At 45.7% G+C, this 13,777-nt stretch carries 11 protein-coding genes and 1 tRNA gene; 3 read left to right on the top strand and 9 right to left on the bottom strand.

Annotated features, from left to right (window positions below; all coding sequences use genetic code 11):
• Positions 1 to 37: 37 nt before the first annotated feature.
• From L3V37_RS19505 to L3V37_RS19495, 3 genes are all read left to right on the top strand, one after another.
• Positions 38 to 114: transfer RNA gene (locus L3V37_RS19505), tRNA-Asp, on the top strand.
• A gap of 929 nt (positions 115 to 1,043) precedes the next feature.
• Positions 1,044 to 2,615: an ABC-F family ATP-binding cassette domain-containing protein gene (locus L3V37_RS19500; protein ID WP_237306810.1), complete on the top strand. Its 1,572-nt coding sequence runs from the start codon at positions 1,044 to 1,046 to the stop codon at positions 2,613 to 2,615.
• Complete coding sequence (locus L3V37_RS19495; protein WP_172563459.1) at positions 2,612 to 3,769, top strand: MFS transporter; 1,158 nt, start codon at positions 2,612 to 2,614, stop codon at positions 3,767 to 3,769. Before L3V37_RS19500 ends, L3V37_RS19495 begins: the two co-directional genes overlap by 4 nt.
• Before the next feature lie 74 nt (positions 3,770 to 3,843).
• Here L3V37_RS19495 and fis read toward each other — a convergent pair whose 3' ends face one another.
• The 9 genes from fis to L3V37_RS19450 all read right to left on the bottom strand — a co-directional run bounded on the left by fis (position 3,844) and on the right by L3V37_RS19450 (position 13,638).
• Positions 3,844 to 4,140, bottom strand: coding sequence for a DNA-binding transcriptional regulator Fis (gene fis, locus L3V37_RS19490; RefSeq protein ID WP_000462885.1), 297 nt, complete (start codon positions 4,138 to 4,140; stop codon positions 3,844 to 3,846).
• Between the two features lie 23 nt (positions 4,141 to 4,163).
• Positions 4,164 to 5,132 (bottom strand): tRNA dihydrouridine synthase DusB, encoded by a 969-nt coding sequence (gene dusB, locus L3V37_RS19485; RefSeq protein WP_005382505.1) that lies wholly within the window; start codon positions 5,130 to 5,132, stop codon positions 4,164 to 4,166.
• 139 nt (positions 5,133 to 5,271) lie between these two features.
• Positions 5,272 to 6,159, bottom strand: coding sequence for a 50S ribosomal protein L11 methyltransferase (gene prmA, locus L3V37_RS19480; protein WP_005382507.1), 888 nt, complete (start codon positions 6,157 to 6,159; stop codon positions 5,272 to 5,274).
• A 165-nt stretch (positions 6,160 to 6,324) separates the two neighbouring features.
• Entirely contained in the window at positions 6,325 to 7,668 is a 1,344-nt protein-coding gene (gene accC, locus L3V37_RS19475; RefSeq protein WP_005382509.1) for an acetyl-CoA carboxylase biotin carboxylase subunit, read from the bottom strand.
• Between the two features lie 14 nt (positions 7,669 to 7,682).
• Positions 7,683 to 8,144, bottom strand: a complete 462-nt coding sequence (accB, locus tag L3V37_RS19470; RefSeq protein ID WP_005386355.1) for an acetyl-CoA carboxylase biotin carboxyl carrier protein — start codon at positions 8,142 to 8,144, stop codon at positions 7,683 to 7,685.
• A gap of 61 nt (positions 8,145 to 8,205) precedes the next feature.
• Positions 8,206 to 8,655 carry a type II 3-dehydroquinate dehydratase gene (gene aroQ / locus L3V37_RS19465; RefSeq protein ID WP_005382360.1) on the bottom strand — a complete coding sequence of 150 codons (450 nt, stop codon included), beginning with the start codon at positions 8,653 to 8,655 and terminating at the stop codon, positions 8,206 to 8,208.
• A 303-nt stretch (positions 8,656 to 8,958) separates the two neighbouring features.
• Positions 8,959 to 10,911, bottom strand: coding sequence for an acetate--CoA ligase (gene acs / locus L3V37_RS19460; RefSeq protein WP_104979805.1), 1,953 nt, complete (start codon positions 10,909 to 10,911; stop codon positions 8,959 to 8,961).
• Between the two features lie 237 nt (positions 10,912 to 11,148).
• The gene (locus L3V37_RS19455; protein ID WP_237306808.1) at positions 11,149 to 11,778 is read right to left on the bottom strand and encodes a 3'-5' exonuclease; all 630 of its coding nucleotides are present in this window, start codon (positions 11,776 to 11,778) and stop codon (positions 11,149 to 11,151) included.
• A gap of 33 nt (positions 11,779 to 11,811) precedes the next feature.
• Complete coding sequence (locus L3V37_RS19450; RefSeq protein WP_237306806.1) at positions 11,812 to 13,638, bottom strand: DUF294 nucleotidyltransferase-like domain-containing protein; 1,827 nt, start codon at positions 13,636 to 13,638, stop codon at positions 11,812 to 11,814.
• Between the last annotated feature and the right edge of the window lie 139 nt (positions 13,639 to 13,777).

Here is a 13,777-nt window from a genome sequence, read left to right as displayed (position 1 = left end):
GCGGACACTTGCTTATTAAAGCGAGTGATACCACTGCGGAGTGGTAGTTCAGTTGGTTAGAATACCGGCCTGTCACGCCGGGGGTCGCGGGTTCGAGTCCCGTCCACTCCGCCACTTATATTAAGCCTCAGTCGAAAGACTGAGGCTTTTTTCGTTCTGGTTCCCCCGACTTACCTGAAACTCACTTTCATATTGAAACCTTGTATCGAGAGGCCGGCTTCCCTCTGGCGATGCTTTCTAAGCCCTGTTATGAGTGAAGTGGAACGCAGTTTTGTGTGGTTTCTGCAGTCTCGAGCGCTAGTTTTGAGCCCCTGTGCTTAACTTACCAAAGCTTCCTTTATTATTACCTGGAGAATTTATTCACTAGGTTATGTTATTTTCGGGGGAGATTTCTCTGCTTTAGATGTTTTGATTTAGCCATAGGCGCTTATTAATATAAACTCAGCGCATTTAAAACTTTCCAAACATGGATTTTGTTTTGTCGATCTATTTAAGCCAGTGTCTTAAAGTATATTCGCTACTTCTTCCCTCTAACCCTCTTCAACCTTCAAAGCCACCACTACGTACGTATAACGTGAGCGGTATAGGTGCTTTCATAGCTGTGTTTGCTGAGTAAGCCGTTCACCTGGCACATTGACTGAGGAAAAGTCTTCTTTCAGTGGACCTTCGTGTAAGTCACGATAGTTTTAATAATTATCTGGTACTTTTTATTCTAAAGGTGTACGCTTCACATCGAATGTTTTTTCGACAGTAAATCATGTTATATCTCTTGTTTAAAAGCTTTGTAAGAAGGCTGAACTCCGTGCAAAAAACGCGATGAAGTGTTGCTCGGAGTCTTAAATTAATCTTCATCAGGTGTTTTATGCGTGGGTAGCTTCGCTGAAGTTATACGCAGGATCTTGTACACCTGATAAAAGAGAAGAGATGGCCGGTGATATTTCATCATCGGCCTTTTTGTATCTGTTAAGCAGCTACAAAGCATTACCCAGTATTGAAATAAGGGCCGGTATTGATCACCGGCCCTTTTTTATTTGGTTGAAAACATGAGTATTTTACAAGTTAAAAATTTGTCTTATCAGATAGCTGATAAGACGTTATACAACAACGTGACCTTTCGTATTAACGTGGGAGAGAAAATAGGTATCACCGGAGCGAATGGTGTTGGAAAAAGCACCTTATTGAAACTGCTTTTCGGTGAATTATCTGCAGATAAGGGCTGCATTGAATGGTTACCAAACCTTGAGGTGGGGTATTTAGAACAACATTTTAAGATCGATAATGTGCTGACAGTTCATGAGTGTTTAAAGGGCTCTTTTGAGAGTTTATACGCTGCAGAGCAAAAGCTTTGGACTTTGTATCATGCGATGACCGAGTCTCACTCTACATCTCTTTTAAGCCAAGTCGCTCGGCTACAGGCATATTTAGAAGATGAAGACTTCTATGCAATTAATACCAAAATTGAACGAGTTGCTGTAGGTCTTGGTATTTATCAATTTGGCTTAGATACACCGCTTGTCTCGCTAAGTGGCGGTCAAAGGCACAAAGTCCTTTTAGGGAGGTTGTTACTCCGCAACCCCGATGTGTTAATTCTCGACGAGCCGACAAACTATCTTGATGCTCTGCACATTGAATGGTTGGTCACGTTTCTCAACGATTACACTGGCACTGTTTTACTGGTTTCTCATGACATTGACTTCCTTAATCAAGTAGCGACCAGTATTTGTGATATTGATTATCAAACGGTCCGAAAATACAGCGGCACTTATGTCAAAGCAATGCAGCAAAAGCATCACGACGGTGCTTTGTTAGAAAAGCAATATAAGGCTCAGCAAAATGAAATTCGAAAGTTAGAGCAATTTATTGCCAAAAATGGCGCTGGAGTTAACGCGAGTCTTGCTAAGGGACGCAAGAAAAAACTGGATAAAATCGAACCTATTCAACTGAATAATATAGAAAAAGTATCGATGTTTGACTTTGCTCACCAGCCTATTGGGCAACAGTATGTGATTGACACAAAAGCGTTGATGATAGGTTATCAGCAGCCTCTGCTTCCTGCGCTTGATATCACGTTAGCGCGCGGGGAAAAGTTGGTTGTTGCTGGTTTTAACGGCGTGGGTAAGTCGACCTTACTTAAAACCCTGATGAGGGAGATCGAGCCACTCTCTGGTGAGGTGGTATTGGCAAAAGGTGCAATGATTGGTTATTTTTCTCAAGATTTGTCTTGGCGCCATCCTCAGAACACACCTGAACAGGAGCTGTGCTCTTGTGCGCCAACAATCTCAAGCAAAGAGTCACGCAAGCTATTAGCTCGCTTTGGGATTACGGGGGATAAGACGCAGCGCCACTTAGATACATTGAGCGGTGGTGAGCAAACTCGGGTGAAGTTGTGTTGTTTATCGGTTCAGAAATGCAATGTTTTGCTGTTGGACGAACCAACAACACATTTGGATAGCAGCAGTAAAAATGCGCTTAAAGAGGCTCTCCAGCGCTTTTCCGGTAGCGTGATTGTAGTATCTCATGAGAAGGCATTTTTGCAATCTTGGCCTGATAGAGTTTTAGATATTTCGTTGCTCACTTGTGCTGAATCGGAAACAGAACAGGAGGTGGAGCTATGATGCAGTCCATGATCCTATTTCTCGTGGCTTTTCTTGTTGGTGCTGATGAGTTGATGCTTGGATCTATTCTTGAACCTATCGGAAATGATTTAAGTGTTCAACCGAGTCAGGTGACCTTATTTATTACAGCATATAGTTTAGCCATAGCAATTTGCGCTCCTTACTTGGGCCGTTTATCAGACCGAGTTGGGCGTATTCGTATCATGGTGCCTGCTTGCTTTGTATTTGGGGTTGCGTCTATTACGACGGGCATAGTTCATGATTTTGAACTTGCTATTGCAACTCGAGTGATCACTGGTATTGCAAGTGCAGGCATGTTACCAATTGCATTCGCGTTAGCGGGAGACGCGAAGGGTAATAGAGCGATGCGTCAAATTGTGATGGTTCAGGCGGGATTAACGCTAGGTATGATAACTAGCCCGGCGATCGGAGCATTGTTGACCCAGCTTTTATCATGGCGTGCCGCTTTTATTATTTTGGGCGTTGCGGCTCTTTTTGTCGGTGCCATGAGCGTAGTGTCCATGAACAACAAGCATAATGAGTCCAAGAAGTCAGATACTCTGCCACCTATCACAGACGTCATTCATCTTCCAGGCGCGTTGAGGGCGATTCTAGCGATGTGTTTAGGCCTAGGGGGAGGTATTGGTGTATTTAACCTGATAGGCCTTCATATTCGAGATACCAGTGATTTGGCGCTCGGTTGGGTGGGCGCTATTTATGCAGCTCTAGGGATCGTGAGTGTGGTTGGAAATATGTGCGTGGCGAGAGCTTCTCGCTGGCTTGGTAGCTCTCGAGCCGTTATGCGAGTGGCTTTAATGGTGTGCATACCTTGCAGTGCATGGGTGTTCTCAAATGAGATGAGTACGGTGACCGCTTATCTTCCAGCTCTAGTGCTCTGGTCTCTTGCTGGAGGGGTTGGTTCTCCGGCATTACAAGCACATATCGCAAGCTTATCTGATGAATATCGAGGTGTGTTAATGTCTTCTGGAATGAGTATGATGCACTTTGGTGTCGCGATTTGGTCTGCCTTGGCGGGCTTCGCGTATTCTGTAGGCAATGAATGGGTCGCTTTCGTGGCTTTCCTATTGTTTGGCTCAGCAGTAGTTATCTTAAAGCCAGTTGGTAATACTGAACAAAGTGAGCGTTATTCGTAGTGTTTTAGTAGATAAAGAAAAGCCGTTACCTAAAAAGGTAACGGCTTGTTCCAAATACTTTTTGAAAAACGGTCTTAGTTCATGCCGTATTTCTTAAGTTTCTTGCGAAGAGTACCGCGGTTGATACCCATCATAGTTGCTGCGCGAGTTTGGTTACCGCGAGTGTACTGCATGATAGTATCTAGTAGTGGCTGTTCAACTTCAGCTAGAACTAATTCGTATAGTTCTGTTACTTCCTGGCCGTTTAGTTGAGCAAGGTAGTTTTTAAGAGACGCTTTAACAGAGTCACGTAAAGGCTTCTGAGTAATCTGGTCTTGTGACGTTACTGTAGTTACTGTTAATGCTTCTGAAGTCAGATTTTGTTCGAACATATTCGGTCTAGCTCTTCTCTTAATTATGATGCAACGTTATCAAAATAACCTTCTAACGCCTCAATTTGCAGCGGAGCTGCGTCGATAGCGTTGAAGGTACGGCGAAACTCACTTGCCTGTTCATGCTCTTTCAGGTACCACCCAACGTGCTTGCGCGCGATACGTGGACCTAAGAACTCCCCATAAAATTCATGCAGAGCATTCACATGACCAAGCATAATGGTTTTCACTTCCTCAGTTGGAAGCTCCTCCATTGTGGTGCCGTTTTCCAAATAGTGATGGATTTCCTGGAAAATCCAAGGACGACCCTGGGCAGGGCGTCCAATCATTAAAGCGTCCGCACCGGTGTACTCCAGTACAAATTTGGCTTTCTCCGGGCTATCGATATCACCGTTCGCGATAACCGGAATTGAAATCGCCTCTTTTACCGCTTTAATGCTGTCGTATTCGGCCTCACCTTTGTACATACATGCTTTCGTTCTGCCATGCAGAGCAAGAGCTTGTATGCCGCAGTTTTCGGCTAATTTAGCGATCTGGACACAGTTCTTGTTGTCTGTATCCCAGCCAGTTCGAGTCTTTAACGTTACAGGAACGTCCACTGCATTCACGACCGCTTTCAAAATCTCTTCGATAATGTTTGGGTATTGAAGCAGAGCAGAGCCCGCTAGCTTCTTATTCACTTTTTTTGCCGGGCAGCCCATGTTGATGTCGATGATTTGTGCACCGTTCTCAACACTGAATTGAGCTGCGTCCGCCATAAGCTGTGGATCGGAACCCGCAATCTGTACAGAGCGAATGCCCGATTCGCCCTCGTGTACCATGCGCTGTTTCGACTTTGACGTTCCCCATAGTTTTGGGTTAGCAGACATCATTTCACTGACGGCCATTCCCGCACCATAGCGAAGACACAACTCGCGAAACGGTCTATCCGTTACACCAGCCATAGGGGCTACGATTAGATTGTTCTTAAGTTGATAGTTTCCGATTTTCAAAACGTCATCACAGTTCTGTACCAGCAAGGGCGCGCATTTTACGCATTTTTTCACTGCGTGAAAAGACTAATATTTGAGCATTTACAAATTGTTTTTGTAAATTGTATGAATTTCAAACAATTAGCTCTGAAAACCTTGTCTAGCCTTGCTTACGACCAGAGATGCGACACCATTCACTTTGTTCAACAATCGGGTCAATGTGAAGCTCGTCACGGTAATAGTTCGCAACATCTTCAGCTTGAGTGTCTAATACGCCGGACATAGCGAGGTCGCCATTTGGCTTAACTAGCCCTTTGATGATAGGTGCAAGTTCACGTAAAGGTCCCGCAAGGATGTTGGCCACAACGACGTCAGCGACGAGACCTTCAGGTTGATTTTGCGGTAAGTAAACTTCTAGTTTGTCTGCAACGCCATTACGCTCAGCATTGTCTTTTGAAGCAAGCAGGGCTTGCGGATCAATGTCGATCCCTATCACTTTTTCAGCGCCCAATTTGATCGCTGCGATCGCAAGAATACCTGAGCCACAACCGAAGTCGATAACGGTCTTACCGCTTAAGTCCATGCTTTCTAGCCACTCAAGACAAAGCGCTGTTGTAGGGTGAGTACCCGTACCGAATGCAAGGCCTGGATCCAACATAACATTAACAGCGTCAGGATCTGGAATGTCGCGCCAGCTTGGACAAATCCATAGGCGTTCACCAAATTTCATTGGGTGGAAGTTTTCCATCCATTCGCGTTCCCAGTCTTTATCTTCAAGCTGTTCTACTTTGTAAGCAAAATTGTCAGCCAGCATATTGCTCGCTTTAATTTGGTCGATGATGAAGTTAGTGTCTGCTTCTGCATCATACAGTGCCAGAATATCAGTATCGCCCCATAAGCGAGTTTCGCCAGGTAGAGGTTCGAATACAGGTGTATCCTGCGCGTCTAAGAATGTAACAGACAGCGCGCCAGTCTCTTCCATTAGCATATCGCCGATTTGCTCAGCGTTTTCATTGGTCGCGTTGAGTTTGATTTGAATCCAAGGCATTGGTTTTTGCTCTTAAAGTGAATGAAGTGGCGCAGAGTTTACCAGAACTCTACGATATGTTTGAGTATATACCCAAATAAGCCGATTTATATGTTGAGCCGTTCGCGTACATGTAAAACAAAAATGCCCACGGGAGTGGGCATTTTTTAAGACGTTTGCTTAGGCTTATTGTAAGCCAAGCTTCTTCTCTAGGTAGTGGATGTTTGCACCACCGTGTTGGAAGTTTTCGTCATTCATAATGGAGAACTGCAGTGGCACGTTAGTTTTGATGCCTTCGATGATCATCTCACCCAGTGCGTTTTTCATACGTGCAATCGCTACATCACGGTTCTCACCGTAAGTGATCAGTTTACCAATCATTGAATCGTAATGAGGTGGTACTGTGTAGCCTGTGTAGATATGAGATTCCCAACGTACACCCATACCGCCAGGAGCGTGGAAACGCTCGATCTTACCCGGAGATGGTAGGAAGCGCTCAGGGTCTTCTGCGTTGATACGACACTCAATCGCATGGCCACGGATCTTAATATCATCTTGAGTGAATGACAGAGGCTGACCCGCTGCAACACGAAGCTGTTCTTTGATTAGGTCGATGCCAGTAACCATCTCTGTTACTGGGTGCTCTACCTGAATACGAGTGTTCATTTCGATGAAGTAGAACTCACCGTTCTCGTATAGGAATTCAAACGTACCTGCGCCGCGGTAACCGATCTCGATACATGCACGAGTACAGCGTTCACCGATGTACTTACGCATTTCTTCGGTGATACCAGGTGCTGGAGCTTCTTCCACTACTTTTTGGTGACGACGTTGCATTGAACAGTCACGCTCACCAAGGTGGATTGCGCCGCCTTGACCGTCAGCAATAACCTGAACTTCAACGTGACGAGGGTTTTCTAGGAATTTCTCCATGTAAACCATGTCATTGTTGAACGCCGCTTTTGCTTCAGCACGTGTCATTGCAATGGCTTGGATAAGGTCTTTCTCTGCTCTAACAACACGCATACCACGACCGCCGCCGCCGCCAGATGCTTTGATGATTACTGGGTAACCAATGCGCTTAGCAAATGCTTTGTTTTTCTCTTCGTCATTGTCTAGAGGGCCGTCAGAACCCGGTACACAAGGAACGCCTGCTTTCTTCATTGCATTGATAGCAGATACTTTATCGCCCATTAGGCGGATAGTGTCTGCCTTTGGACCAACGAAGATGAAACCACTGCGCTCAACTTGCTCTGCGAAGTCTGCGTTCTCAGACAGGAAGCCGTAACCTGGGTGGATAGCCACAGCACCAGTCACTTCTGCTGCAGAAATGATGCGTGGAATGTTTAGGTAGCTGTCGATACCACGAGCAGGGCCGATACATACGGTTTCGTCTGCGAGTAGTACGTGCTTAAGATCGCGGTCCGCTGTTGAGTGAACAGCGACGGTCTTAATACCTAATTCTTTACAAGCGCGAAGAATACGAAGTGCAATTTCACCTCGGTTCGCGATGACTACTTTGTCTAGCATAAAGCAAGCCCCGCTTATTCGATTACAACAAGAGGTTGGTCGAATTCAACTGGTTGGCCGTCTTCAGCTAGGATTGCTGTAACAACGCCAGATTTGTCCGCTTCGATTTGGTTCATCATTTTCATTGCTTCAACAATACATAGAGTATCGCCAGCATTTACTTTCTGACCCACTTCTACGAATGCTTTAGAGTCTGGGCTTGGAGAGCGGTAGAAAGTACCAACCATTGGAGAAAGAACTTGGTGACCTGCAGGTGTTGCTGCTGGAGCTTCTGCTGCTGGCGCTTCCGCTACTGGTGCCGCTGCTACTGGAGCAGGTGCCGCCGCTGGAGCTGCTGCGTAGTGAATTGGTGCTTGAGGAGCTGCAGTGCCATGACGGCTGATGCGCACTGACTCTTCACCTTCAGAGATCTCTAGCTCAGCAATGCCAGACTCTTCAACTAACTCAATTAGCTTCTTGATTTTACGAATATCCATCTTTTCTTTCTCTTTTATCTTGTGATTAAGACAACCCTCGTAGGGTTGCAGAGTGTTAGGGTTACTTTGCCTGTAGCTTATTGATCGCTGCAGACAGAGCAAATTCATAACCTTGTGCGCCTAAACCGCAAATCACACCCTCTGCTTTATCTGACAGATAAGAGTGATGACGGAATGGTTCACGTGCGTGCACATTTGATAAGTGCACCTCAATAAATGGGATGGCGACGCCAAGTAATGCATCTCGCAGCGCCACACTAGTATGAGTGAAAGCCGCTGGATTGATGATGATGAAGTCAATCTTGCCATAGGCAGCGTGAATGGCTTCAATCAGTTCGTACTCACGATTTGATTGTAGGTGTTCCAGTTCTACCCCAGCGTTATGGGCTTGCTCTGTAAGAGTATCCACAACTTGAGCTAAGGTACTGTGACCATAGTGTGTCGGTTCGCGCAGACCCAATAGATTAAGATTTGGTCCGTTTAGAACAAGAATCCGTGACTTTGCAGACATTGTGTTGCTATCTTCCCTTATCGTGAGTGGAACGTTTATATTCCCAAATATACGATAGTTCAGCACGATTTTTTTGTTAAAACCGAGCAAATTTTAAAAAATCGACCAAGATTATAGCTAATTCATAGCAATTAGCAGCAATTTACTGGTCTAATCTCCTAATAGCCACTCTCGTTTCTGTAACCAAGTTAACAAAAACAACATAATTGCCATATTTTTTATGTGGCCAATTTGTGCACTAAAGCAAAAAACCGCCATGAGTGATGGCGGTTTTTAAAGTGCTTTTAAAACAGTTGGTTGAATTTATGCCAATTCTGCTTTCTCTGCGATAAGTTTATCTACAACGCTCGGATCGGCAAGCGTTGATGTGTCTCCGAGGTTGCTGGTATCACCCGTTGCAATTTTACGTAGGATTCGACGCATGATCTTACCAGAACGAGTCTTCGGTAAGGAATCCGTCCAGTGCAGTACATCTGGTGTTGCAATTGGACCAATTTCTTTACGCACCCAATCTTTCACTTCTTTGTGTAGCTCTGCTGACGGGAGTTCACCATCGTTCAAGGTAATGTAAGCGTAGATAGCTTGGCCTTTGATATCATGCGGAATGCCCACAATAGCGGCCTCAGCAATTTTATGATGTGCGACAAGAGCCGATTCTATTTCAGCGGTACCCATGCGGTGACCCGACACGTTTAGTACGTCATCAACACGGCCTGTGATCCAGTAGTAACCGTCTTCGTCACGACGAGCACCATCACTAGTAAAGTACATTCCCTTGAAGGTTGAGAAGTAGGTCTGTTCAAAGCGCTCGTGGTCGCCATAAACAGTACGCATCTGACCTGGCCATGAATCAAGGATCACCAAGTTACCTTCTGCTGCGGTTTCTTCAATGATGTTGCCCATGTTATCAACCAGTGCAGGTTGGACTCCGAAGAATGGTCGAGTTGCTGAGCCTGGTTTTAAGTCTGTTGCACCTGGTAGTGGTGCAATTAAGATACCGCCGGTCTCTGTTTGCCACCAAGTATCAACGATAGGCGAGCTCTCGTTACCAATCGTTTTGTAGTACCACTCCCACGCTTCAGGGTTGATAGGCTCACCTACTGAACCCATAACACGTAAGCTTGAACGTGATGTCCCTGCTACCGCTTCGTTACCTTTTGCCATTAGTGCACGAATAGCGGTTGGCGCAGTGTAGAGAATGTTCACTTGGTGCTTATCAACCACTTCACTCATACGAGCCGTGCTTGGGTAGTTTGGAACACCTTCAAACAGAATGGTTTTGGCCCCGTTCGCTAGTGGACCATAAATTAGGTAAGTATGGCCTGTAATCCAGCCCACATCCGCGGTACACCAGAAGGTTTCACCTGGTTGATAATCGAAGACATATTTAAAGGTCATTGCCGCGTAGACGAGGTAACCGCCTGTAGTATGTAGTACGCCTTTAGGTTTACCTGTCGAGCCAGATGTGTAGAGGATGAACAGCGGGTCTTCGGCTTTCATCTCTTCTGGTGGGCAAACGTCAGAAACGTTGGCTGTTGCTTCGTGCCACCAAACATCACGGTGTTCATGCCATTCAACATCACCACCTGTACGTTTAAGCACGACGACTTTATTGATGGTTTTTACGTCTGGGTTGGTTAGTGCTTCATCCACGTTCTTTTTCAGTGGAACAGCGCGTCCGCCACGTACGCCTTCGTCTGCGGTGATCACGACTTTAGCGTCAGAGTCGATGATACGGCCGGATAGTGCTTCTGGTGAGAAACCGCCAAATACTACGGTGTGAACCGCACCAATACGGGTACAAGCGAGCATAGCCACAGCGGCTTCTGGCACCATTGGCATGTATAGACACACCACGTCTCCCTTGCGTACGCCTTGCTCTTTCAATGCGTTGGAGAATTTACACACTTCTTTGTGCAGTTCGTTGAAAGTGAGTGTTTTGTCGTCGGCTGGATCATCGCCTTCCCAAATGATGGCGACGTCGTCCCCGTGTTCTGCAAGATGACGGTCAATACAGTTAGCCGAGACGTTCAGTGTGCCATCTTCAAACCAGCGAATATCAACATGGCCAGTGTCGAAAGAAGTGCTTTTTACTTTGGTGAAAGGTTTGATCCAATCAACGATTTTGCCGTGTTCGTTCCAGAAGCCCTCTGGATCGGTTACCGACTGCTGATACATGGCTAAGTAAGTATCATTATCCGCGTGTGTATGAGTTTTAATATTTTCTTTTACCGGATAAACGTGGGCTTCGCTCATGGCTTCTCTCCTTGTGCCTTATTTCTCGGCCTTACACCAATCTAGATAAGATTTTGAATATATTTTTGTAGGGCTGTTTTTTGGTTCTAAATAACTTGGTCGTGGTAATGACGACGTTGTGCTTATAACTGTCAGTCACCGCGCGTATTTCCACAATTAGACTTTAGGATGAGAGTGATGGAAGCGCCGGGAAATCGCTGAAACAAAAGTATTTCTGGGAGCTAGGTCAACTGATTTTTATGTATACGGCGCGGTTAGGTTGGGTAAATCGCCTTTCGTTAAGCGGACAAAGACCAAAGCGGCAGAAATCGCGTCTTGCAAGGCGTCGTGTTTGTCTTGGATAGGAAGTTCGAGGTGTTTACAAATGGCATCCAGACTTAAGTCGAAATAGGCATTCGGCAAATGTCGTTCCAACTTATCGTGATAAATCTGACTGACCTCGATAAGTGGGTTAGGAAGTGGGAAGCCAAGTTGCCGCAGACAAGCAAGGTCTAAGATCTTTTTATCGTAACGAATGTGATAGCCCACAAGTGGTCGGTTGCCGATAAAGTCGAGCAGCTCGAGCAGCGCCTCTTTTTCACTGATGCCATCGGCTAAGTCTTGGTGGCGAATTCGATGGATCTTGACCGAGCCAGAGTCGAGCGATTGCGGAGCGCGTAAGCGGACTTCAAATGGTTGACTGGTGATGATGCGGTTGTCGATGATCTTGGTGGCTGCAATAGTAACCAGCTCGGCGCGATTTGGGTCAAGGCTGGTGGTTTCGCAGTCAAGAGAGACGTATTCTGTTTTATCTGGCGTGCAAAACAGCGACTGATAAGGCGAACCTTTCAGTTTGTAGTGCCAGTATTTGCGTTGTAACCAGTTCATTGCCTACGCCTCTGTGATTTATGAAAATCAGGGTTAATCACGAATTTGATAATGGAAGCCTAAAAATTGCTTAAATTTCTTCACCACATGTAAGCTGTGGCGAAGCAAATCACGCTCAGTTCTATCCAGTTGTTTAATATCAATGTTATTCAACGCTTCTTGCTTTTTGAGTTGCTGATTAAGGCGAAGTTTAAAGAACAATTTTAGTGCTTCGTTGAGATTATCTGCTGTTTCGGGTTCTAAGATGCGCTTATTTCTCAGAGCTTCAATGCGTTCAAACGTGTTCTTCTCTTCAATGGCATACTCCAAAGACAAGGCGCGAATGCCGTGTACAATTGGGAAAATACCGCCGCGTTTAATGTCCAATCCGTCTTTAGCACTTTTTACGTTGCCAAATAGAGTTAGGGGCACCGAAAACTGCAAGGCAGGGCGAGTAAAGTCAGACAATATCAACATGCGATCTTTCATTGTGTCACGAAGATGCGCCGCAATTGGAGCCAGCAGCTCGCAATTCCCAGCAACAGCATGGGCGTCACTGAAAATGGCTAAGTCCATGATTTGTTCTGGTTCGGCTTTAGCTATCCAGTGGTTTAGGGTACTTATCCATTCTTGCTGTGTTTTGACCCATTTCGGGTTGTTAACCATCACTTTACCAGGGCAAAGTGGATAACCGAGCTGTTGTAGGGTGTGTGTGAAGGATTGCATCACTTGTTCGCAATGAGGCCATTCCAGACCATCTTGAATAATCAGGGCATTGTCTTGATCGGTTTTGAGAATTTGCTCTCCTCGGCCTTCAGAGCCGAGTACGATCAAGCAACAATGGTCGTGCAAGGCTGGTGGTATCACTAACTCGAACGCTTTCTCTATAATTTGTTCGTTTACGGCTGAGATAAGCTCCATGATGAAGCGAGTGCGGATGCCGTTTTTCAATAAGCTCTCGACCAATTGACGTTGGCGGTTTGAGGCCAAAGCGAGCTCTTCCACGCTGCTTGCTCGAGCAATACTGAGCGTTAACACGTGAGAGTGGGTTGAGAACGCGCTGAGAATTTGGGTCATATCCAGCATGCCGACGGCTCTGTTGCCTTCACATACCATGAGGCGTTTCATTCTATTTCTGGTCATTGTGATCATGGCGTTGAATAGAAAGTCACCATCATCAACGTGATAAACAGGAAAGCTCGCGATCTCACCCACTGGTGTGTCGAGCGCGCAACCATCTATCATCACAGAATGCAGCATATTAGTACGAGTCACTATTGCGTACGGGTGGGCTGATGGCCATTTTTCCAATCGTGGATCATCGCCATGGAGTTGAACCAATGCAGCGTCAATCCCATTTTCTTTTAAGGCACGCGTTACCTCGTTAATTGGTGTATTTGGTTCAAGGATCATCGGTGGGTGATAAATGCTGCGGTCAACTTTAGTGAGAATAAACTCCGCTAAGTTTTGCTGTTGATGGGCCGCTTCGATGAGCTCTTGCCGTTTCGATAAATTGTTATCGAAATAGGCTGCAAACTGGCCATTTTCGTTGTAAAGGGCAAGGAAAACTTCTTTCGGCAGTAGGTAAGAGAGCGTGTCCTCAAGCGCGATGTAGTGATGACGTACCTTGTCTTCAAGTAACGAGCGTACATCGAACATATCGTCGTTGGCATAATGTGCGAACACTTCCTGTTGATCGTTGGAGCGCTCTTCTACCGCGCCTTTGATCAGAATATGTAAGTGGGGGTTCTTCTGTCCGCAGGATAAAATAACATCTCGAGCTCGATAGTAGGCGACGTCCAGAGAGGATCGCAGTCGCGTTTGTTGTGCTTCAGTTAAGCGATCGAACGGTGGAGATTGCATGTTAAATTTGTCAGGCATGAGAACACCCAATAATGATGGAAGGAACACTCTCTAAGTCTGACAAATTTCTTACCGGAAGCCAGACGACTTTGGTCTAAATTACGATGTTTTCGCTTGAAGATGCCAAATGTCGCAAAGTTAGTATTCCATCGAGGAA

It is taken from the genome of Vibrio sp. D54 (assembly GCF_021728075.1).
Taxonomy (GTDB): Bacteria; Pseudomonadota; Gammaproteobacteria; order Enterobacterales; family Vibrionaceae; genus Vibrio; species Vibrio alginolyticus.
The sequence above is the reverse complement of the archived record's forward strand: the minus strand, read 5'-3'. Positions and strand labels throughout refer to the sequence as shown.

Bases quoted from the DNA above. Each gene is read 5' to 3' on its own strand.
- L3V37_RS19450 (WP_237306806.1), bottom strand. From the start codon at position 13,638: ATGCCTGACAAATTTAACATGCAATCTCCACCGTTCGATCGCTTAACT.
- L3V37_RS19495 (WP_172563459.1), top strand. From the start codon at position 2,612: ATGATGCAGTCCATGATCCTATTTCTCGTGGCTTTTCTTGTTGGTGCT.
- prmA (WP_005382507.1), bottom strand. From the start codon at position 6,159: ATGCCTTGGATTCAAATCAAACTCAACGCGACCAATGAAAACGCTGAG.
- L3V37_RS19500 (WP_237306810.1), top strand. From the start codon at position 1,044: ATGAGTATTTTACAAGTTAAAAATTTGTCTTATCAGATAGCTGATAAG.
- L3V37_RS19455 (WP_237306808.1), bottom strand. From the start codon at position 11,778: ATGAACTGGTTACAACGCAAATACTGGCACTACAAACTGAAAGGTTCG.
- accB (WP_005386355.1), bottom strand. From the start codon at position 8,144: ATGGATATTCGTAAAATCAAGAAGCTAATTGAGTTAGTTGAAGAGTCT.
- aroQ (WP_005382360.1), bottom strand. From the start codon at position 8,655: ATGTCTGCAAAGTCACGGATTCTTGTTCTAAACGGACCAAATCTTAAT.
- acs (WP_104979805.1), bottom strand. From the start codon at position 10,911: ATGAGCGAAGCCCACGTTTATCCGGTAAAAGAAAATATTAAAACTCAT.
- fis (WP_000462885.1), bottom strand. From the start codon at position 4,140: ATGTTCGAACAAAATCTGACTTCAGAAGCATTAACAGTAACTACAGTA.
- accC (WP_005382509.1), bottom strand. From the start codon at position 7,668: ATGCTAGACAAAGTAGTCATCGCGAACCGAGGTGAAATTGCACTTCGT.